The organism is Variovorax sp. GW821-FHT10C12 (assembly GCF_059415405.1).
Window position 1 is genome coordinate 298,207 of sequence record NZ_JBWKNE010000001.1, and the last position, 18,823, is coordinate 317,029.

The following is an 18,823-nucleotide window of genomic DNA, read 5'->3' on the forward strand; positions in this document are numbered from 1 at the left end:
GGATTGCCCCCGTCCTTCCGGCGCTTCACGCGTGCATGACACAATCGCCCGCATGTTCTGGACCCTACCGACCATCATGACCTGGACGCGCATCGTCGCGATTCCGTTGATCGTCGGCGTTTTCTACCTGCCGATCAGCGAACCGACGCGCAACCTGATCGCCACGGTCATGTTCATCGTGTTCGCCGCCACCGACTGGCTCGACGGCTACCTGGCACGCAAGCTCAACCAGACCTCTTCCTTCGGCGCCTTTCTCGATCCGGTGGCCGACAAGTTTCTCGTCTGCGCCGCGCTGCTGGTGCTGGTGCATCTGCAGCGCGCCGACGTGTTCGTGGCGCTCATCATCATCGGCCGCGAGATCGCCATCTCGGCGCTGCGCGAATGGATGGCGCGCATCGGCGCCGGCAAGAGCGTGGCGGTCCACATGATCGGCAAGGTCAAGACGACCGTGCAGATGGTCGCGATTCCCTTCCTGCTCTATGACGGGCACCTCTTCAAGGTGATCGACACCGGCCTGTGGGGCCAGTGGCTGATCTGGATCTCGGCGGTGCTCACTGTCTGGTCGATGGTCTATTACCTGCAAAAGGCCATTCCCGAGATCCGGGCCCACTCCAAATGACCGCGGCCGTCTCGGTCCGCAACGCAGGCTGGCTGCGGGCGATGCCGGCGGTCTTCGTGCTGATCTGGAGCACGGGTTTCATCGTTGCGCGCTATGGCATGCCCTATGCGCCGCCCCTCAAGTTCCTCGCCGTGCGCTATGCGCTGTCGCTCGCCTGCTTCGGCGTGTGGGTCATGCTCGCGCGCGTGGCGTGGCCATCGAAGCGCGCGCAATGGGGGCACCTGGCGGTTACGGGCGTGCTGATGCAGGCCGGCTACCTGGGCGGCGTCTGGGCGGCGGTGCATGCGGGCATGGGCGCGGGGCTTGTCGCGCTGTTGGTCGGCATCCAGCCGGTGCTCACGGCGGTCTGGCTGTCTTTCAACGGCGGGCGCATTTCGGGACGGCAATGGACCGGGCTGGCCCTGGGTTTCGCCGGGCTGGTCTTGGTGGTGTCGCGCAAGCTGGGGCAGGGCACCGAGGTCAACGCGCTGACGATGGGGCTGGCCGTGATGGCGCTGCTGTCGATCACGGCGGGCACGCTGTACCAGAAGCGCTTCGTCGCGCCTTGCGACGTGCGCAGCGCCAGCGCGGTGCAGATGGCCGCCGCGCTGCTCGTGACCCTGCCTTTCGCCGCGCTCGAGGCGCAGGCCATCGAATGGAACACGCACTCGATCGGCGCCATGGCGTGGTCGGTGCTGGCGCTGTCGCTGGGCGGCAGCTCGCTGCTCTATATGTTGATCCAGCGCGGCACGGCCACCGCCGTCACCAGCCTGCTGTACCTCGTGCCGCCGTGCACGGCGCTGATGGCCTGGCTGCTGTTCGCCGAACCGATCACCTGGACCACGGTGCTGGGCATCGGCCTGACGGCCGTCGGCGTGAGCCTCGTGGTGCGCGCGGAGCGCTGACGGCGCTTTCTTTTTCTTTCAGCGCCCGCCCGGCTTGACCGGCTTCCAGGGCTCCGAGCGGAACTGCTCGACCAGGTGATCGACCAGCAGGCGCACGCGGCGCGGCGTCTTCGGCCGCCACGGCGCGACCCAGTGGATGTCGGCGTCGGGCATGCTGTACGACGGCAGCACGCGCACCAGCTCGCCGCTCGCGAGCTGCGGCGCGATGTCCCAGAGGCTGCGCAGCATGACGCCGTGGCCCGCGAGGCACCAGTCGCGCACCATCTCTCCTGAATTGCTCGTGAGCGGGCCCTGCACCCGCACGCGCGCCGTGCTGCCGTCGCGCGCGTGGCGCAGCGTCCAGAGCGCGAACTGGCGCGACTGCGCGGCGTCGCCGTTCTCGCGCGCGATCAGGCAGTCGTGCGTGGCCAGCGCTTCCACCGTGGCCGGCGTGCCGCGGCGTGCCAGGTAGTCGGGCGAGGCGGCCAGCACGCGCTGGTTGCGCGCGATGCGGCGCGTGGTCCAGTCGGCGGCGCGGTGCTGCTGCACCGCCCACAGCCAGACCGCGCCGTCGTAGCCTGCCGCGCCGAGGTCGGGCAGTTGCTCGGTCAGCAGCAGCTCGATCTGCAGGCCGGGATGCTGCGCCTGGAAGTCCGCCAGCGCCGGGCCGAGCCAGCGCCGGCCGAAGCCGAAGGTGGCCGCGAGGCGGACCGTGCCGATCAGCGCGTTCTGCCGTTCGCCGAGCTCGCTTTCGAGCGCCGCGAAGCCTTCGAGCAGCGTGCGCGCATGCAGGCACACGGCCTCGCCCTCGGCCGTGACGCTGAGCCGCCGCGTCGTGCGGTCGAACAGCCGCTGCCCGAGCCGGGCTTCCAGCGCGCCGAGCCGCTTGGTGACGACCGAGGGCACCACGTCGAGCGTGGCGGCCGCCCCGGCCAGGCTGCCCTGGTCGCGGATGGCCAGCACCAGTTCGAGATCGCCGCGTTCCATCGCGTGGGGATTCATGCCAAATCGGAAAGTATGAATTGGCTGATTGTTGCTTGATGGCCGCCAGGGTGCAACGCACAATCGCGGCGTGACGGCTTCCTTCCTCGACTTCCCCCGCTTCGACATCGCCCGCGATGGCGTGCGCATCCACGGTCGCATCGGCGGGCAGGGCGCTCCCTTGCTGCTGTTGCACGGGCATCCGCAGACGCATGCGATCTGGCACCGCGTGGCACCCGCGCTGGCCGAGCGCTTCACGGTGATCGCCGTGGACCTGCGCGGCTACGGCGACTCGGGCCGACCGGCGGCCGACGCCGAGCATGCGGTCTACAGCAAGCGGGAGATGGCGCGCGACGCGCTGGCCGCCATGGGCCACCATGGTTTCGAACGCTTCGCCGTGCTCGCGCACGACCGCGGCGCGCGCGTGGCCCACCGGCTCGCGGCCGACCATCCCGGCGCGGTCGAGCGCATGCTGCTGCTCGACATCGCGCCGACGCTGGCCATGTATGAACGCACCTCCGAAGCGTTTGCCAAAGCTTATTGGCACTGGTTCTTCCTGATCCAGCCGCCGCCGTTGCCCGAGGCGCTGATCGCCTCCGACCCGGTGCGTTACATCCGCAGCGTGATGGGTGGGCGGCACGCGGGGCTCGCGCCGTTCGCACCCGAGGTGCTGGCCGAGTACGAGCGTTGCATCGCCATCCCGGGCACGGCCGAATCCATCTGCGAGGACTACCGCGCCTCTGCCACCATCGACCTCGTGCACGACCGCGCCGACATCGCCGCTGGCCGCCGCCTCGCGCAGCCGCTGCGCGTGCTGTGGGGCGAGCACGGGGCGGTGGGGCGCGCGTTCGATGTGCTCTCGCTGTGGCGCGAACGGGCCGACGACGTGTCGGGCCGCGCGCTGCCCTGCGGCCACTACATCCCTGAAGAAGCGCCCGACGCCTTGCTGGCGGAGGCGCTGAATTTTTTCGTTTCCCCCGAACACCCAGGAGCCACTTCATGAGCACCCACAGAATCGCAGTCATCGCCGGCGACGGCATCGGCAAGGAAGTCATGCCCGAGGGGCTGCGCGTGCTCGATGCGGCGGCGCGCAAGTTCGGCATCGACCTGAAGTTCGACCACTTCGACTTCTCGAGCTGGGACTATTACGAGAAGCACGGCCAGATGCTGCCCGACAACTGGAAGGACCAGATCGGTGGCCACGACGCCATCTTCTTCGGTGCGGTCGGCTGGCCCGAGAAGATTCCCGACCACGTGTCGCTGTGGGGCTCGCTGCTCATGTTCCGCCGCGAGTTCGACCAGTACATCAACCTGCGTCCCGCGCGCCTGATGCCCGGCATCATCGCGCCGGTGGTGCGCCGCGACGGCACGCCGCGCCAACCCGGCGAGATCGACATGTACATCGTGCGAGAGAACACCGAGGGCGAGTATTCGAGCATCGGCGGGCGCATGTACCAGGGCACGCCGCGCGAGATCGTGGTGCAGGAAACCGTGATGTCGCGCGTGGGCGTCGACCGCGTGCTGAAGTTCGCCTTCGAACTCGCGCAGTCGCGGCCGAAGAAGCACCTGACCAGCGCCACCAAGTCGAACGGCATCTCGATCACCATGCCGTACTGGGACGAGCGCGTGGTGGAAATGGCCAAGGGCTACCCGGGCATCACGCTGGACAAGTTCCACATCGACATCCTCACGGCGCACTTCGTGCAGCGACCCGACTTCTTCGACGTGGTGGTGGCGAGCAACCTGTTCGGCGACATCCTGTCCGACCTGGGCCCGGCCTGCACCGGAACGATCGGCATCGCACCCAGCGCCAACCTCAACCCCGAACGCACCACGCCCTCGCTGTTCGAGCCGGTGCACGGCTCGGCGCCGGACATCGCCGGGCGGGGCATCGCCAACCCGATCGGCCAGATCTGGTGCGGCGCGATGATGCTGGAGTTTCTCGGCCACAAGGACGCGCACGACGCGATCCTGGCGACCATCGAGAAGGTGCTCGCGCCCCAAAGCGGCGCACCGCGCACGCCGGACATCGGCGGTCGGGCGGGCACGGCCGACCTCGGGAAGGCAATTGCCGAGGCCCTTTGAAAAGTACGTCGCGAAACGCCCCTAAAATCGCGCGCTCCGCTGGGCTGCAGTGCGTTGTGTCTTATTGACACCCCGCAGACCAGTGGTTGTAATCCTCGCTGGCAGTGCGCTGCCGAGGCGTCAGGCCTGCCATGTTCTTGAGTCGCTCCCGTCGCGGCCAGGTCGCAGCTGACGAAAGCCGACCAACTTTTTTTCGACAAGGGGCCCTTGTGAACAAGACCGAACTGATTGAGCACATCGCAAAGAACGCCGATATTTCCAAAGCCGCAGCGACCCGTGCGCTCGAATCCACCATTGGCGCCATTCGTACCACGCTCAAGAAGGGCGGTTCCGTGTCGCTCGTCGGTTTCGGCACTTTCGCAGTCGGCAAGCGCGCAGCCCGCACCGGCCGGAATCCCCGCACCGGCGACGCGATTAAAATCAAGGCAGCCAAGATCCCGAAGTTCCGTCCCGGCAAGGCGCTCAAAGACGCGCTGAACTGAGGCTGTAGACTCGGAGAGTATTCCAGGTGGGGTGCTTAGCTCAGTTGGTAGAGCGGCGCCCTTACAAGGCGTAGGTCGGGGGTTCGAGCCCCTCAGCACCCACCACCACCCGATGCAAAGGCGAACACCGGTTCGCCTTTTTTATTGCCGTCCGGCGCCCGTCGAAAAAGAGTGTTCAAGCATGTTTGATACCTTCCGCAAGTACAACAAAGTCGTGATGATTTTCTTGTTCTTGCTGATCATTCCCTCGTTCGTCTTCTTTGGTGTCGAGCGCTACCAGGGCATGGGCGGCGACGAGAAGGTGGCCCGCATCCAGGGTCACGACATCACCAAGCCCGAGTGGGACCAGCAGCACCGCGTCGAGACCGACCGCATCCGCCAGCAGTCGCCCAACGTCGATCCGACGCTGCTCGACTCCGACGCGCTGCGTTACGCCACGCTGGAACGCATGGTGCGTGATCGCGTGCTGGCGGCGGCAGCGGTCAAGTCCAACGTGTCGGTGTCGGAAGACCGCCTCTCGCGCATGTTCGCGCAGGACGCCGGCCTCGCCGCGTTCCGCACGGCCGACGGCAAGTTCGACCGCGAAGCCTTCCTGCGCGCCACCGGCCGCACGCCCGAGCAGTACGAAGCCTCGGTGCGCGCCGACATGGCCTCGCAGCAGGTGCTGCTGGGCGTGACGGGCACGAGCTTCGCGCCGGCGGCACTGACCGCGGCCACCGTCAATGCGTTCTATGACCGCCGTGAAATCCAGGTGGCGCGTTTCGCGCCCGAAGGCTTCGCGTCGAAGGTGACGGTGAGCGACGCCGACATCGAGACCTATTACAAGGACCACACGGCACAGTTCCAGGCGCCGGAGCAGGCCAGCATCGAGTACCTCGTGCTCGACCTCGAAGCCGCGAAGAAGAACATCGTCGCGAACGAAGCCGACCTCAAGACCTACTACGAGCAGAACACCGCGCGCTTCGGCACCAAGGAAGAGCGCCGTGCGAGCCACATCCTGATCACTGCGCCGGCCAGCATGTCCAGCGGCGACCGGGCCAAGGCGAAGGCCAAGGCCGAACAGCTGCTGGCCGACGTGAAGAAGGCACCCGCCACCTTCGCCGACGTGGCGCGCAAGAACTCGCAAGACCCCGGCTCGGCCGAGAAGGGCGGCGACCTCGACTTCGTCACGCGCGGCGCGATGGTCAAGCCGTTCGAAGACGCGATGTTCGCGCTCAAGAAGGGCGACATCAGCGACCTCGTCGAGACCGAGTTCGGCTACCACATCATCCAGCTGACCGACATCAAGCCGGCCGTGGTGCCGCCTTTCGAGAAGGTGCGCGCCACCATCGAGAGCGAAGTGCGCGCGCAACAGGCCACGCAGGAATTCGCGAAGGCTGCGGAAATCTTCACGGACACCGTGTACCAGCAGCCCGAGAGCCTCAAGCCGGCCGCCGAGAAGCTCAAGCTCACGATCCAGACCGCGACCAACGTGCCGCGCACGCCCGCACCGGGCGCCACCGGCCCGCTCGCGAGCCGCAACTTCCTGCAGGCGCTGTATGCCTCCGACGCACTGGAGCGCAAGCAGAACACCGAAGCCATCGAAGTCGGCCCGAACCAGCTGGCATCGGGCCGCGTGACGCAGTACACGGCCGCGCATCCGATCCCGCTGGCCGAGGTGAAGGACAAGATCCGCGCACAGCTCATCACCGAGCGCGCTGCTGCACTTGCCAAGGCCGAAGGCGAAGCCAAGCTCGCCGCCTGGAAGGTGAAGGCCGATGGCGCCACCTTCGGCGCGCCGGTCACGGTGTCGCGCATCGACGCGCAGTCGCAGCCCGCACCGGTGATCGACGCCGCGCTGCGCGCCGACGGCGCCAAGCTGCCTGCGCTGCTCGGCGTGGACCTGGGCACGCAAGGCTACGCCGTGGTCCGCGTGACCAAGGTCGTGCCGCGCACGCCACCGACGGCCGAACAGGCGCAACAGGAAAGCATGCAGATCGCCCAGTCAGTAACTGCTGCCGAAGCCGCTGCGTACTACGAGCTGCTGAAGCAACGCTTCAAGGTGGAGATCCTCGTGCCGAAGCCGGCCGACACGCTGCCGACCGCTGCTGCGGCTCGCTGATACAGCCGAGCGACTGCTGCTCGCAACAAGCCCGGGTCCGACGACCCGGGCTTTTTTTGGTCGCACGAGGGACAAGCGCGTGTCGCGCTTCTTGCCAGAATCTGGCGCATGGGAACCCTTTACCTCGTGCGCCACGGGCAAGCCAGCTTCGGTGCTGCCGACTATGACAACCTGAGCGAACTCGGCCACCGGCAGTCCGTGCGCCTGGGCGAATACTGGCGCGAGCGCGGCATGCGTTTCGATGCCGTCATCACCGGCACGCTGAAGCGCCACAAGCAGACCTGGGAGGGCATTGCGCAGGGGCTCGGGCTGTCGCGCGACGACGTGCTGCCATGGCCGGGGCTCAACGAGTACGACAGCGAGGCCGTCATTGCCACGGTGCACCAGGGCAAGCTCGAGAAGCCCGATTCACCCGAGATGTACCGCCATCACTTCCGCCTGCTGCGCGATGGGTTGGGTGCATGGATGCAGGGGCGCACGGCACCGGTCGGCATGCCGAGCTACGTCGACTTCCTGGCCGGCGTGACCACGGCGCTCGACCATGTGCGCGAGCGGCACCACGGCGCGAAGGTGCTGGTCGTGTCGAGCGGTGGGCCGATCAGCACTGCGGTCGGCCATGTGCTGGGCACCAGCGCCGAGACGACCATCGAACTCAACCTGCGCATCCGCAACAGCTCGGTGACCGAGTTCGCCTTCACGCCGAAGCGGCACATGCTCGTGACCTACAACACCTTGCCGCACCTCGATGGCCCGGCGTACGAGGACTGGGTCACGTATTCCTGAACGGCGTCAGGCCTGCCAGACGCCGTAGCCGGCGCGGCGCAGGGCGATGCCCAGGTCAACCTCCATCAGCCGCGCATCGTCATACGGCATCGGGTTGTAGCGCTCGTAGAGCGCGGGCAGCAGCCGCAGGCCGAATTCCTGCACGAAGCGGTTGGCCTGGATGCCGGCCTTGTGCTTGTCGAAGCGGATGTCGGGGTCCAGCCCGGTCATGCCGACATAGACGAAGGGCTTGCCGAGTTGGTAGTCGGGGTTGGCGCGCCGGAAGCGGCCGTTGTTCCAGACGCGATCGTCGAGTTCGACCACATAGACGTGGTGACGGGCGCGTGGTTTGCGGGGCATCGGCGGGGAGGCCTCGCGAGGCTGGCTGAAAGGAATGCGGTGGCTCAGTCAGCCGGGGCCGCCGGCCGCAGGGCGCGGCACGGCGGCGGGGCGTCATCAGCTCTTGCGCTTGATGAGGCCGTAGAGAATCAGCAGCACGATCGCGCCCAGCACGGAAGCGATGAAGCCGGCGCCCTGGCCGGCGGTGTACCAACCCATCGCCTGGCCCAGATAGGTCACGCCGAGCGAACCCGCGATGCCGATCAGCGTGGTGACGATGAAGCCGGCGGAGTCGTCGCCCGGCTTGACGGCCCGCGCCACGAGACCCACGACGAACCCGATCAGGATAGTCCAGACGATGCTCATGAAGAAGTTCCTTTGATGAAGTGAAGTGGCGAAAGCCGGGCCCGGTCGGGCCGCTCGCATTCATGATAGCGGAGCCATTCGCGCGTCGGCGTCGGCCTGGCACATCGAACGGGCGACTGCGAAGTTATGCCCACAGGGCAGGGCGCATGTGTGGCGGCAAGCCATCGCGGGCGGGCTCTGGAGGCGTTGGGCCGGACGTCGATGTGGCATTTCAGCGTCTTTGGTGATCGCGGGAGCGAAAGCCGCGATTTTTAACGCTACAATCAGAGGCTCTACGGTGGCTGTAGCTCAGTTGGTAGAGTCCCAGATTGTGATTCTGGTCGTCGTGGGTTCGAGTCCCATCAGCCACCCCAAAAAATTCAGTCCCAGCGCTATTTCTCAATAGCACCCAAGGGATTCCAACGCCGGGCTTGCCCGGCGTTGTCATTTCTGGCTTCGCCGTCGCTTCAAGCGCCAGGTTGCAAGCCGCATTCTTTCCCCCGCCGCCCCGATTTTGAAAGTACCCAAAATGGTGCGCGTGTGTTGCGGGTTGTTGCATTCAACCAATGCGTCTGCATTTTTCTGCTGAAAAGGCGCTTGTGGCAAAAGTGGTTTGAATTAGAATTCAGCCGTTTTCAATTCACAACAGGAGTCCAACAATGGCTTCGTCACTCGCCGATATCAATTCCCAGATCCAGAAGCACGACGAGCAGATTGCCCAATTGCGCAAGCAGGCCGAAGACCTGCGTAACCAGGAACGGGCCGGCGTGATCGAAGAAGTGCGCAGGAAGATTGCGGAATACGGTTTGACCGCTTCCGATCTGAAGCTGGGTGGCGGCCGTGCGGCTGCAACCAAGCGCAGCGCAGGTCCTGCAGCCGCCAAGGCCGCCGCCAAATACCGCGGCCCGACGGGCGAAACCTGGTCCGGTGGCCGTGGCCGTAAGCCGCGCTGGGTCACGGAAGCCCTGGCAGCCGGCAAGTCGCTCTCCGATTACGAGATCAAGTGATTGCCTGCAGAATCAGTTGGACATTCGCCCAATAAAAAAGCCCGCTTCGGCGGGCTTTTTTATTGGGTGGCGCGCACGGCGATGTGCGCGCGTGCGATCAGTTCACCATCACCAGTTTTCCCTTGACGCCGCGCGATCCCATGTGCGCATAGGCGGCCTTCAATTCGGCCATCGGCATCGTGCTGTCGATCACTGGCTTGATTTTTCCCTGGCCGTACCACTGGGCCAATTCGGCCATCATCTGTGCATTGGCCTTGGGTTCGCGCTTGGCGAAATCGCCCCAGAACACGCCCACGAGCGACGCGCCTTTGAGCAGCGTCAGATTCAATGGCAGCGACGGGATCGGGCCCGACGCAAAACCGACCACCAAATAGCGACCGCGCCAGCCAATCGAGCGGAATGCCGGTTCTGCGAAATCGCCGCCCACGGGGTCGTAAATCACATCCGGGCCTTTGCCGTCGGTCGCGGCTTTGATGGCATCGCGGAAACCATTGGGCAGGGCGTGCGTCGTGTAATTGATCGTCGCGTCGGCGCCAATCGAGCGGCAGAGTTCGCACTTCTCGTCGGTCGATGCCGCAGCAATCACTTTGGCGCCTGCCGCCTTGGCGATCTGGATGGCCGCGGTGCCCACGCCGCCAGCGGCGCCGAGCACCAGCACGGTTTCGCCGGCCTTGAGCTGCGCGCGGTCCATCAGTGCGTGCCACGAGGTGGCGTAGATCATGATGAAGGCGGCAGCATCCACGTGGCCGAAACCTTCGGGCAGCGGCATGCACAGCGCAGCGGGTGCCAGCGTGTGGGTGCCGAAGCCGCCGGTGCCCGACAGGCACGCCACGTTCTGGCCGACCTTGAGGTGCGTGACGCCTTCGCCCACCGCCTGGATCACGCCTGCATATTCCGATCCGGGAACGAAGGGCAGTGGCGGCTTGATCTGGTATTTGTTCTGCACGATCAGCAGGTCGGGGAAATTCAGGCTGGCCGCCTTGATTTCGATCAGCACCTGGCCCGGGCCCGGCGTGGGGGTGGGCAGTTCTTTCCAGGTCAGCGCGTCGACGCCGGTGGGGTTTTCGCAAAGCCATGCGTGCATGCTCGGGGTCTCCTTCGAATGAGTCGTGTGGGCAATGAATTCGGGGCGATGATAGGCGGCGCTGTGGTGCGGCGTTGTCCCTGCTGCGACGCACCCCGCACCTACAATCCGCTGCACCCAGAAGCACCATGAAGATACTTATTTCCAATGACGATGGCTTTCAGGCGCCGGGCATCGTCGCGCTGCATGACGCGCTCAAGGACATCGCCGACGTCGAGGTCGTGGCCCCCGAGCACAACAACAGCGCCAAGTCGAACGCACTGACGCTGGCCGCGCCGCTGTACGTGCACAAGGCGCACAACGGCTTCCGCTATGTGACGGGCACGCCGGCCGACTGCGTGCACATCGCGCTCAAGGGCCTGCTCGACTACCGCCCCGACCTCGTGGTCTCGGGCATCAACAACGGCGCCAACATGGGCGACGACACCATCTATTCGGGCACGGTGGGCGCGGCGATGGAGGCCTACCTGTTCGGCATCCCGGCCATCGCGTTCTCGCAGATCGAAAAGGGCTGGGCGCATGTCGATGCGGCGGCCCAGGTGGCGCGCCGGCTCGTGCAGCAGATCGAACGCGAAAAGATGCTCGGTGGCCCCGCCTTCCTGCTGAACGTGAACGTGCCGAACCGCCCGTTCGACGAGCTGAAGCCGGTCAAGGTGTGCCGTCTCGGCCGCCGCCACGCCGCCGAAAAGGTGATCACGCAGGACAGCCCGCGCGGAGAAACCATGTACTGGATCGCCGGTGCGGGCAGTGCCAAGGACAGCGGGGAGGGCACCGACTTCCACGCGACCGCCGAAGGCCACATCGCGCTGACGCCCCTGCAGATCGACCTGACCGACCACGCCAACCTGGGCCAATGGCGCGAGACGGTGGCCCGTCTCGGCAATTGACGACATGGCGACCCCTCCACGGCCCAGTTTCCCGGTTCGACTGACTCCCACCGCCTCGGCCGCCACGCGCGGGCGCATGCCCGCCGTGCCGGTCAAGCCGATGGTGCCGTCCACGCCCTCGATGGCCTCTGATGCCGTGCGGGCGCGCATGGTGCAGAGGCTCGCGGCCCAGGGCATCAGCGATGCGCGCGTGTTGCGTGCCATGGGCGCGGTCGAGCGGCATCGCTTCGTCGACAGCGCGCTGGTCAACCAGGCCTATGAAGACACCAGCCTGCCGATCGGGCTGGGGCAGACCATTTCCAAGCCCAATGTGGTGGCCCGCATGATCGAGCTGCTGCTGGGCGCGCCGGCGCTGGTCGGTAAGCCGCAGGAACGGCTGGGCCGCGTGCTCGAGATCGGCACCGGCTGCGGCTACCAGGCCGCGGTGCTGAACGAAGTGGCCACCGAGGTCTACAGCATCGAGCGCCTGCGTGGGCTGCACGAGCGCGCGCGCACCAACCTGCGGCACTTCCGGCTGGCCACCGTGCACCTGATGTTGGGCGACGGCATGATCGGCTACGCCAAGGGCGCGCCGTACGCAGGCATCATCGCTGCGGCAGGCGGCGAGGCCGTGCCAGAGGCCTGGATCACGCAGCTCGCGGTGGGCGGGCGCATCGTCGCGCCGACCCATTCCGCCACCGGTGGACAAGCCCTTGTCGTGATCGACAAGACCCCCCGTGGGCTCGAGCGGCGCGTTCTTGAGGCGGTTCACTTTGTCCCCCTAAAATCGGGCATCGCTTGAAGGAATAACAAATGCAGGGTTTTGGCAATCGGAGTTTGTTCGCAGGCATCACGTTGGCAGTTGTGCTCGTGATCGCGGGCTGCTCCGCACCGCGGGGTCCCGCGCCGGTCGAAGACCGGGGCACGATGACGCGCGCACCCGGGGCAACAACGCCCGGTGGTCCCCCCATCACGACCGATGCGTCCGGCAAGCCGCTCGCCGGTATCGAGAACTACGGCAAGCCTGGCTACTACGCCGTGCGCCCCGGTGACTCCATCCGCCGTATCGGCAGCGAAACGGGCCAGCGTTGGCAGGACATCGTGCGCTGGAACAACCTCGACAACCCCGACCTGATCGAGGTCGGCCAGGTGTTGCGTGTGATTCCGCCGACCGGCGCCAGCAGCAGCACGGCCGTTGCCACGGCACCGTCCTCCTCTTCTTCTTCCAATGAAGGTGCGACAACGAAGCCGGTGGCCCCGCAAGCCTCCGTCACGCCGGCTGTGCCAGCCAGCGGTGCGAGCGGCACCAAGTCGCCAGCGCCTGTCACGGCCTCGCCCTCGGGACCGAGCAGCGGCAACTCGGGCGACGACGACCTGGGCTGGATCTGGCCCGCGAGCGGTTCGCTGATCGCCGGTTTCGACGAAGCCAAGAACAAGGGCTACGACATCAGCGGCAAGGCCGGCGACCCCGTGCTGGCCGCGGCTGACGGTCGTGTCGTCTATGCCGGTGCCGGCCTGCGCGGCTACGGCAACCTGATCATCCTGAAGCACAACAACACCTACCTCACGGCGTATGCGCACAACCAGACGCTGCTCGTGAAGGAAGACCAGTCGGTTCAGAAGGGCCAGAAGATCGCCGAAATGGGCAACAGCGATGCCGATCGCGTGAAGCTGCATTTCGAGATCCGCCGTCAGGGCAAGCCCGTCGACCCGTCGCGCTACCTGCCCAATCGGTGATGCCATGGCTGCCTCCCGCCCTCGCCGCACACTGCCCGTGCGCGGGCTGGCGGGGCAGGGCAGCCCTTCGCCTCGAAGCAACGGGGGCCGCAATGGCTACCAGGACGGCGGCGACGAGCCGCTGAGCGCAGACTCCCTTCCCGAAGACGCCGACCACGGCCTGCCGATCGCTTCTGCAGCGTCGACTTCGGCTCACGGTGCCGCCGCCGAAGTCATGGGCGGCGAGGGGGCCGATGCCCTGACCATCTACCTGCGCCAGGTCCGGCGCACCGAACTGTTCACCCCGGCTGAGGAATACGCCGCCGCCTGCGCAGCACGTGCCGGCGACTTCGCGGCGCGGCAATCGATGATCGAGCACAACCTGCGGCTCGTGGTCAACATCGCCAAGAACTACCTGGGGCGCGGCATGCCGCTGTCCGACCTCATCGAGGAAGGCAACCTGGGGCTGATGCACGCCATCACCAAATTCGAGCCCGAGCGTGGGTTCCGCTTCTCCACTTACGCGACTTGGTGGATCCGCCAGTCGGTCGAGCGCGCCGTCATCACGCAGTCGCGTGCGATCCGCCTGCCGGTGCATGTCGTGCGCGAGCTGCAGCAGGTCCTGCGGGCGCGACGCACGCTCGAGGGCGACGCGGAGTTCCTCGCGAGCCGGCCGGACGGCGTGCGCGTCGAGGACGTGGCCGCGCTGCTCGGTCGCGAGGTGCAGGCGGTGGCCGACCTGCTGGCGTTGGCTGAGGCGCCGCGTTCGCTCGATGCGGGCGACGCGCGCGGCGAAGAAGGCTTCACGCTGGCCGACACCGTGGCCTCCGACGACGAGCAGGGCAACCCCGCCGGCGTGACGCACACGCACGAGGTCGAGCGTCTGCTCGACCAATGGGTGCAAGCGCTCAACGCGCGGGAGCGCGAGGTGCTTGAAGGCCGCTACGGCCTGCACGACCGGGAGCCTGAGACGCTCGAGGTACTGAGCGTGCGGCTGGGCCTGACGCGCGAGCGCGTGCGGCAGATCCAGAACGAGGCGCTGGCCAAGATGCGCAAGCAGCTGGCGCGCTCCGGCGTCGGCCGCGACGCGCTGTTCTAGGGGTCTGAAGAAAAGAAGGTAACCCGTCGCGGCCGGACCGCCCCGGCCACGCTGAGACAATCGGGGGATGACGGAATCCATCGAAGAAAAGAAAGTCCCCGCGAACCCCGCCGATGAATGGCTCCTGGTCGAGTCGCTCGACCTGGACGCGCAAGGCGTTTCACACAAGGCCGACGGCATGGTCGTGTTCATCGAAGGCGCGCTGCCCTTCGAGGAAGTGCAGTTCAACGTGCATCGCCGCAAGAACAACTGGGAGCAGGGCACGGTCACGCAGATCCGCCGTGAATCCTCGCAGCGCGTGCGCCCCGGCTGCCCGCACTTCGGCCTGCACACGGGCGCGTGCGGCGGCTGCAAGATGCAGCACCTGGACGCCGCGGCCCAGGTGGCGGTGAAGCAGCGGGCGCTGGAAGACAACCTCTGGCACCTCGGCAAGGTCAAGCCCGAGAACCTGCTGCGCCCGCTCGAAGGCCCGGCCTGGCACTACCGCTACCGGGCGCGCCTGTCGGTGCGCCACGTGGTCAAGAAGGGCACGGTGCTGATCGGCTTCCACGAGCGCAAGAGCCGCTACCTGGCCGACATGCAGGTCTGCCCCGTGTTGCCCAAGCAGGTCAGCGCCATGCTGATGCCGCTGCGCGCGCTGATCGGTTCCATGGACGCGCGTGACACCTGTCCGCAGATCGAGCTGGCCTGCGGCGACGCGCCGGATTCGACCGCGCTGGGCACCATCGCCCTGGTGCTGCGTCACCTGGAGCCGCTGTCGGGCGCCGACATCGGGCGGCTCAAGGCGTTCGCCGCCGAGAACGAGGGCGTTCAATGGTGGCTGCAGGCCAAGGGCCCGGACACCGTGAAGCTGCTGGAAGAGGGCGGCACGCCGTTGGCCTACCGCCTGCCCGCGTTCGGCGTGACGATGCCGTTCAAGCCCACCGATTTCACTCAGGTCAACCCGCACATCAACCGTGCGCTGGTCGGCAAGGCGCTGCGCCTGCTCGACGTGCAGCCCGAGGAGCGCGTGATCGACTGGTTCTGTGGCCTGGGCAACTTCACGCTGCCGCTGGCCAGCCAGGCGCGCGAGGTGCTGGGCATCGAGGGCAGCGACACGCTGGTGGCACGCGCCACCGACAATTTCCAGAGAAACCAGCCTGCAACGCCCGAGCGGCGCGCGCTGTCGGCCACCCGGTTCGTGGCGCGCAACCTGTTCGACATGACGCCGGAGATGCTGGTGGCCGACGGCAGTGCCGACAAGTGGCTGGTCGACCCGCCGCGCGAAGGCGCCTTCGCGCTGGCCAAGGCGATGGCCGACCTGCACCAGCAGCCTGAACTGCGCACCGGCGGCTGGACGCCGCCGAAGCGCATCGTGTACGTGAGCTGCAACCCCTCGACGCTGGCGCGCGATGCCGGTCTGCTGGTGCATCAGGCGGGCTACCGCTGCACCTTCGCGGGCGTGGTGAACATGTTCCCCCACACGGCACACGTCGAGTCGATCGCGGTCTTCGAGCTGGAATGAAAAAAGGCCCCTCGGGGCCTTTTTAATTGGGTTCGAGGGGAGCCGCTCAGTCGCGCTCGCCGCCGAAGATGCCCAGCAGGGCCAGCAGGCTCTGGAACACATTGAACATGTCCAGGTACAGGGCCAGCGTGGCGCTGATGTAGTTGGTTTCGCCGCCGTCCATGATCTGCTTGAGGTCATAGAGCATGTACGCAGAGAAGATGCCGATGGCCGCCACCGAGATCACCAGCATCCCGGTGCTCGAGCCCACGAAGACGTTGATGACGGCGCCGAGCATCAGCACCAGCGCGCCGACGAACAGGAACTTGCCCATGCCCGACAGGTCGCGCTTGATGACCGTGGCCAGCGAGGCCATCACGAAGAACACACCGGCGGTGCCGCCGAAGGCCGTCATGATCAGTTCGGGGCCGTTCTTAAAGCCGAGCACCATCGCGAGCAGGCGCGACAGCATCAGGCCCATGAAGAAGGTGAAGCCCAGCAGCACCGGCACGCCGGCGGCCGAGTTCTTGGTCTTCTCGATCGCGAACATGAAGCCGAAGGCGCCGCCGAGGAAGACCATGAGGCCGAGTCCGCCGGTGAGCGAGCGGGTGATGCCGGTGCTCACGCCGATCCAGGCGCCCAGCACGGTGGGCAGCATGCTCAGCGCCAGCAGCCAGTAGGTGTTGCGCAGCACGCGCTGGCGCTCGGCCTGCGGCAGTGTCTGGCCGTAGCCGGTGGAAGTGTCGAGGGTGGTCACACGGTCGTTCATGGCCGAAGCTCCTGAGGTTGCTGCATGCAATGACACGCAGTTGGGCGCATTCTAGGGGGCTGCAAGAGGGGGTATTGCAAAGACCGTATGCCCGATGTTCTTAAGCCCCCGTGGGACGCTGCGGCGCCCCGCCGTTATGCTGTCGGGTTTCGACGCAACCTGAGCTTATCCATGAAGACCAAATCATTCCTCGAACTCGCCGACGTCAAGGCCATCGCCGCTGCAGCGGAAGCCGAGGCCCTGAAGAACAACTGGGCCGTGACCATCGCCATCTCCGACGACGCCGGCAACCTGCTCTGGCTGCAGCGCCTGGACGGCGCCGCCGCGCTGTCCTCGCACATCGCCCCCGCCAAGGCGCACACCGCCGCCATGGGCCGCCGCGAGAGCAAGGTCTATGAAGACATCATCAACGGCGGCCGCACCGCGTTCCTGACGGCACCCCTGGTGGAAGGCCTGCTCGAAGGCGGCGTGCCGATCGTGAAGGACGGCCACGTCATCGGTGCCGTGGGCGTGAGCGGCGTGAAGTCGAACGAAGACGCGCAGATCGCCAAGGCCGGCATCGCCGCGCTCGGTCTGTAAGCCTTTTCATTTCGCCCAAAGCAAAACGCCGACCATCTGGTCGGCGTTTTCTTTTTCGGGGCTTCAGCGTGAAAAAAAGCTTGGCTAGTCGGCGAACCGTTGGCTAGCAAAAAACGACCCTTCGGAGATGAATCTCCTTGAGTCGCCCCACGATGAAACTTGCGCGAGGGGCGGGCTGAGCGACCTACTTGGTCAGGATCAGCTTGCCGAGTTTGGTGGCTTGAAGCCGGTAGAGCGAGCCGTTGTGCATGATGCCCACGGTCTTGCTTCCTTTCAGAAGCTCCGTGCTTTCGACCATCGGCGCCGGACGCGCCACCTGGATCGATGCATGACCGCCACCCGATTGGTCGAGCGAAGGGTGGTTCAGGACGGAAAAGGCATTCGGGGTGGCTGGCATCTGGAGTTCCCTTTATGGAAGCGATGAGTGAATGATAATGATTCTCAATAAAAAGTCAATCGTCGCGATCAACTTTTTTTCGATCCGTCATTCACCCGTTCAGATCACTTCGTGTCGGGCTCGGTGATGAAGCCGATCTTGCGCACGCCGGCTTCACGCGCCTCGGCCATGGCCTTGGCCACGCGCTCGTAGCGCACGGCCTTGTCGCCGCGGATGTGCAGCTCGGGCTGCGGTTCCTTGGCGGCTTCGGCGGCCAGGCGGTTCGGCAGTTGGCTGTCGTCGATCTTCTCTTCGTTCCAGTAATAGGAACCGTCGGCCGTGACGCTGAACAGGATGTTCTGCGGCTTGGGCTGCTCGGGCTCGCTGCTGGCGCGGGGCAGGTCGATGTTGACCGCGTGCTTCATGACCGGCACGGTGATGATGAAGATGATCAGGAGCACCAGCATGACGTCGACGAGCGGCGTCATGTTGATCTCGTTCATCACCTCATCGGGTTCGTCTTGGGTTCCGAAAGCCATGATGCTGCTCAGCCCTTCTTGAGCGGAACCACGATCGCTTCATTGCCGCCGCTTTGCACGCGGGCGCCGGTCACGAAGTAGGCGTGCAGGTCGTGGGCGAAGCTGTTGAGCTTGGTCAGCACGAACTTGTTGCCGCGCACCAGGGCGTTGTAGCCCAGCACCGCGGGAATGGCGACCGCCAGACCCAGGGCCGTCATGATCAGTGCTTCACCGATCGGGCCGGCCACCTTGTCGATGGTGGCCTGGCCGGCCGAGCCGATGCTCATGAGCGCGTGGTAGATGCCCCAGACCGTGCCGAACAGGCCGATGAACGGTGCCGTCGAACCCACCGAAGCGAGGATGGCGAGGCCAGTCTGCAGGCGGGCCGTGAAGGCGTCGATGCCGTTGCGCAGGGCGCGCGTGATCCAGTCGCTCACGTCGAGCGCGTCATGCAGGTGCGCCTTGGTGTTGCGGTGGTGGGCGGCGGCTTCGCGGCCCTCGAGTGCCAGGGCGCGGAAGGGGTTGCCGTCGCCGGTGCCCAGCTTGTTCAGGGCGGTGGCGAAGTCTTCGCTGTGCCAGAAGTCCTGCGAATGCTTGGCAAAGCGCTTGTAGCGGATGACGTCGAGCGCCTTCACGATGATCACGATCCACGATGCGAGGGACATGCCGATCAACAGAATCGCGACAGCCTTGGTGACGAAGTCGCCCTGATTCCAGACGTTCATCAAGCCAAAATGGGAATCCATACG

General features: G+C 66.2%; 22 protein-coding genes and 2 tRNA genes. 16 read left to right on the forward strand and 8 right to left on the reverse strand.

Translation table 11 applies throughout. The features are described from left to right. The first annotated feature begins 52 nt into the window (after positions 1–52). Both pgsA and AC07OH_RS01360 read left to right on the forward strand, forming a co-directional pair. Positions 53–619 carry a CDP-diacylglycerol--glycerol-3-phosphate 3-phosphatidyltransferase gene (pgsA, locus tag AC07OH_RS01355; RefSeq protein WP_062479069.1) on the forward strand — a complete coding sequence of 189 codons (567 nt, stop codon included), beginning with the start codon at positions 53–55 and terminating at the stop codon, positions 617–619. Further along, positions 616–1,503 carry a DMT family transporter gene (locus tag AC07OH_RS01360; protein WP_495299321.1) on the forward strand — a complete coding sequence of 296 codons (888 nt, stop codon included), beginning with the start codon at positions 616–618 and terminating at the stop codon, positions 1,501–1,503. The genes pgsA and AC07OH_RS01360 overlap by 4 nt, the downstream gene beginning before the upstream one ends. A gap of 18 nt (positions 1,504–1,521) precedes the next feature. Here the strand turns inward: AC07OH_RS01360 and AC07OH_RS01365 are convergent, their stop codons facing one another. After that, positions 1,522–2,484, reverse strand: a complete 963-nt coding sequence (locus tag AC07OH_RS01365) for a LysR substrate-binding domain-containing protein (RefSeq protein ID WP_495299322.1) — start codon at positions 2,482–2,484, stop codon at positions 1,522–1,524. Between the two features lie 70 nt (positions 2,485–2,554). Between AC07OH_RS01365 and AC07OH_RS01370 the strand changes: the two genes are divergently transcribed. The 6 genes from AC07OH_RS01370 (at position 2,555) to AC07OH_RS01395 (ending at position 7,914) form a co-directional block, all read left to right on the forward strand. After that, entirely contained in the window at positions 2,555–3,466 is a 912-nt protein-coding gene (locus AC07OH_RS01370; RefSeq protein WP_495299323.1) for an alpha/beta fold hydrolase, read from the forward strand. Then, positions 3,463–4,548, forward strand: a complete 1,086-nt coding sequence (locus tag AC07OH_RS01375; protein WP_495299324.1) for a tartrate dehydrogenase — start codon at positions 3,463–3,465, stop codon at positions 4,546–4,548. Before AC07OH_RS01370 ends, AC07OH_RS01375 begins: the two co-directional genes overlap by 4 nt. 209 nt (positions 4,549–4,757) lie before the next feature. Then, positions 4,758–5,030: an HU family DNA-binding protein gene (locus tag AC07OH_RS01380; RefSeq protein ID WP_007830705.1), complete on the forward strand. Its 273-nt coding sequence runs from the start codon at positions 4,758–4,760 to the stop codon at positions 5,028–5,030. A 29-nt stretch (positions 5,031–5,059) separates the two neighbouring features. Beyond that, a tRNA-Val gene (locus AC07OH_RS01385) sits at positions 5,060–5,135 on the forward strand. Positions 5,136–5,211: 76 nt separating this feature from the next. After that, the gene (locus tag AC07OH_RS01390; RefSeq protein WP_495299325.1) at positions 5,212–7,131 is read left to right on the forward strand and encodes a SurA N-terminal domain-containing protein; all 1,920 of its coding nucleotides are present in this window, start codon (positions 5,212–5,214) and stop codon (positions 7,129–7,131) included. A gap of 108 nt (positions 7,132–7,239) precedes the next feature. Beyond that, the gene (locus tag AC07OH_RS01395; RefSeq protein ID WP_095744680.1) at positions 7,240–7,914 is read left to right on the forward strand and encodes a histidine phosphatase family protein; all 675 of its coding nucleotides are present in this window, start codon (positions 7,240–7,242) and stop codon (positions 7,912–7,914) included. A 6-nt stretch (positions 7,915–7,920) separates the two neighbouring features. On the opposite strand, the gene AC07OH_RS01400 is transcribed toward AC07OH_RS01395, so the two are convergent. Together AC07OH_RS01400 and AC07OH_RS01405 are read right to left on the reverse strand one after the other, a co-directional pair. Beyond that, complete coding sequence (locus AC07OH_RS01400) at positions 7,921–8,253, reverse strand: hypothetical protein (protein WP_095744681.1); 333 nt, start codon at positions 8,251–8,253, stop codon at positions 7,921–7,923. Between the two features lie 96 nt (positions 8,254–8,349). Further along, complete coding sequence (locus AC07OH_RS01405; protein WP_489057439.1) at positions 8,350–8,598, reverse strand: GlsB/YeaQ/YmgE family stress response membrane protein; 249 nt, start codon at positions 8,596–8,598, stop codon at positions 8,350–8,352. A gap of 277 nt (positions 8,599–8,875) precedes the next feature. Between AC07OH_RS01405 and AC07OH_RS01410 the strand changes: the two genes are divergently transcribed. Together AC07OH_RS01410 and AC07OH_RS01415 are read left to right on the forward strand one after the other, a co-directional pair. Continuing rightward, positions 8,876–8,951: transfer RNA gene (locus AC07OH_RS01410), tRNA-His, on the forward strand. A gap of 285 nt (positions 8,952–9,236) precedes the next feature. After that, positions 9,237–9,584 (forward strand): H-NS histone family protein, encoded by a 348-nt coding sequence (locus AC07OH_RS01415; RefSeq protein ID WP_056583066.1) that lies wholly within the window; start codon positions 9,237–9,239, stop codon positions 9,582–9,584. 97 nt (positions 9,585–9,681) lie between these two features. On the opposite strand, the gene AC07OH_RS01420 is transcribed toward AC07OH_RS01415, so the two are convergent. Then, the gene (locus AC07OH_RS01420) at positions 9,682–10,668 is read right to left on the reverse strand and encodes an NADPH:quinone oxidoreductase family protein (protein WP_495299326.1); all 987 of its coding nucleotides are present in this window, start codon (positions 10,666–10,668) and stop codon (positions 9,682–9,684) included. 128 nt (positions 10,669–10,796) lie between these two features. On the opposite strand from AC07OH_RS01420, the gene surE reads away from it, so the two are divergent. The 5 genes from surE (at position 10,797) to rlmD (ending at position 15,853) form a co-directional block, all read left to right on the forward strand. After that, the gene (gene surE / locus AC07OH_RS01425; RefSeq protein ID WP_489057437.1) at positions 10,797–11,555 is read left to right on the forward strand and encodes a 5'/3'-nucleotidase SurE; all 759 of its coding nucleotides are present in this window, start codon (positions 10,797–10,799) and stop codon (positions 11,553–11,555) included. Positions 11,556–11,559: 4 nt separating this feature from the next. Then, positions 11,560–12,336, forward strand: coding sequence for a protein-L-isoaspartate(D-aspartate) O-methyltransferase (locus AC07OH_RS01430; protein WP_390345157.1), 777 nt, complete (start codon positions 11,560–11,562; stop codon positions 12,334–12,336). A gap of 11 nt (positions 12,337–12,347) precedes the next feature. After that, positions 12,348–13,271 (forward strand): peptidoglycan DD-metalloendopeptidase family protein, encoded by a 924-nt coding sequence (locus AC07OH_RS01435; RefSeq protein WP_495299327.1) that lies wholly within the window; start codon positions 12,348–12,350, stop codon positions 13,269–13,271. A 4-nt stretch (positions 13,272–13,275) separates the two neighbouring features. Beyond that, positions 13,276–14,349 (forward strand): sigma-70 family RNA polymerase sigma factor, encoded by a 1,074-nt coding sequence (locus AC07OH_RS01440; RefSeq protein WP_495299328.1) that lies wholly within the window; start codon positions 13,276–13,278, stop codon positions 14,347–14,349. 67 nt (positions 14,350–14,416) lie between these two features. Beyond that, on the forward strand, positions 14,417–15,853 hold the full coding sequence (gene rlmD, locus AC07OH_RS01445) for a 23S rRNA (uracil(1939)-C(5))-methyltransferase RlmD (RefSeq protein WP_495299329.1): 1,437 nt from the start codon (positions 14,417–14,419) through the stop codon (positions 15,851–15,853). 46 nt (positions 15,854–15,899) lie between these two features. Here the strand turns inward: rlmD and AC07OH_RS01450 are convergent, their stop codons facing one another. Continuing rightward, positions 15,900–16,601 carry a Bax inhibitor-1/YccA family protein gene (locus tag AC07OH_RS01450; protein ID WP_099796206.1) on the reverse strand — a complete coding sequence of 234 codons (702 nt, stop codon included), beginning with the start codon at positions 16,599–16,601 and terminating at the stop codon, positions 15,900–15,902. A gap of 171 nt (positions 16,602–16,772) precedes the next feature. Between AC07OH_RS01450 and AC07OH_RS01455 the strand changes: the two genes are divergently transcribed. Continuing rightward, on the forward strand, positions 16,773–17,180 hold the full coding sequence (locus AC07OH_RS01455; RefSeq protein WP_056583078.1) for a GlcG/HbpS family heme-binding protein: 408 nt from the start codon (positions 16,773–16,775) through the stop codon (positions 17,178–17,180). A gap of 184 nt (positions 17,181–17,364) precedes the next feature. Here AC07OH_RS01455 and hemP read toward each other — a convergent pair whose 3' ends face one another. The 3 genes from hemP to AC07OH_RS01470 all read right to left on the reverse strand — a co-directional run bounded on the left by hemP (position 17,365) and on the right by AC07OH_RS01470 (position 18,820). Next, positions 17,365–17,577: a hemin uptake protein HemP gene (hemP, locus tag AC07OH_RS01460; RefSeq protein ID WP_099796208.1), complete on the reverse strand. Its 213-nt coding sequence runs from the start codon at positions 17,575–17,577 to the stop codon at positions 17,365–17,367. Between the two features lie 104 nt (positions 17,578–17,681). Continuing rightward, positions 17,682–18,095, reverse strand: a complete 414-nt coding sequence (locus AC07OH_RS01465; RefSeq protein WP_056583083.1) for an ExbD/TolR family protein — start codon at positions 18,093–18,095, stop codon at positions 17,682–17,684. 8 nt (positions 18,096–18,103) lie between these two features. Next, positions 18,104–18,820: a MotA/TolQ/ExbB proton channel family protein gene (locus AC07OH_RS01470; protein WP_099796210.1), complete on the reverse strand. Its 717-nt coding sequence runs from the start codon at positions 18,818–18,820 to the stop codon at positions 18,104–18,106. Positions 18,821–18,823: the final 3 nt, after the last annotated feature.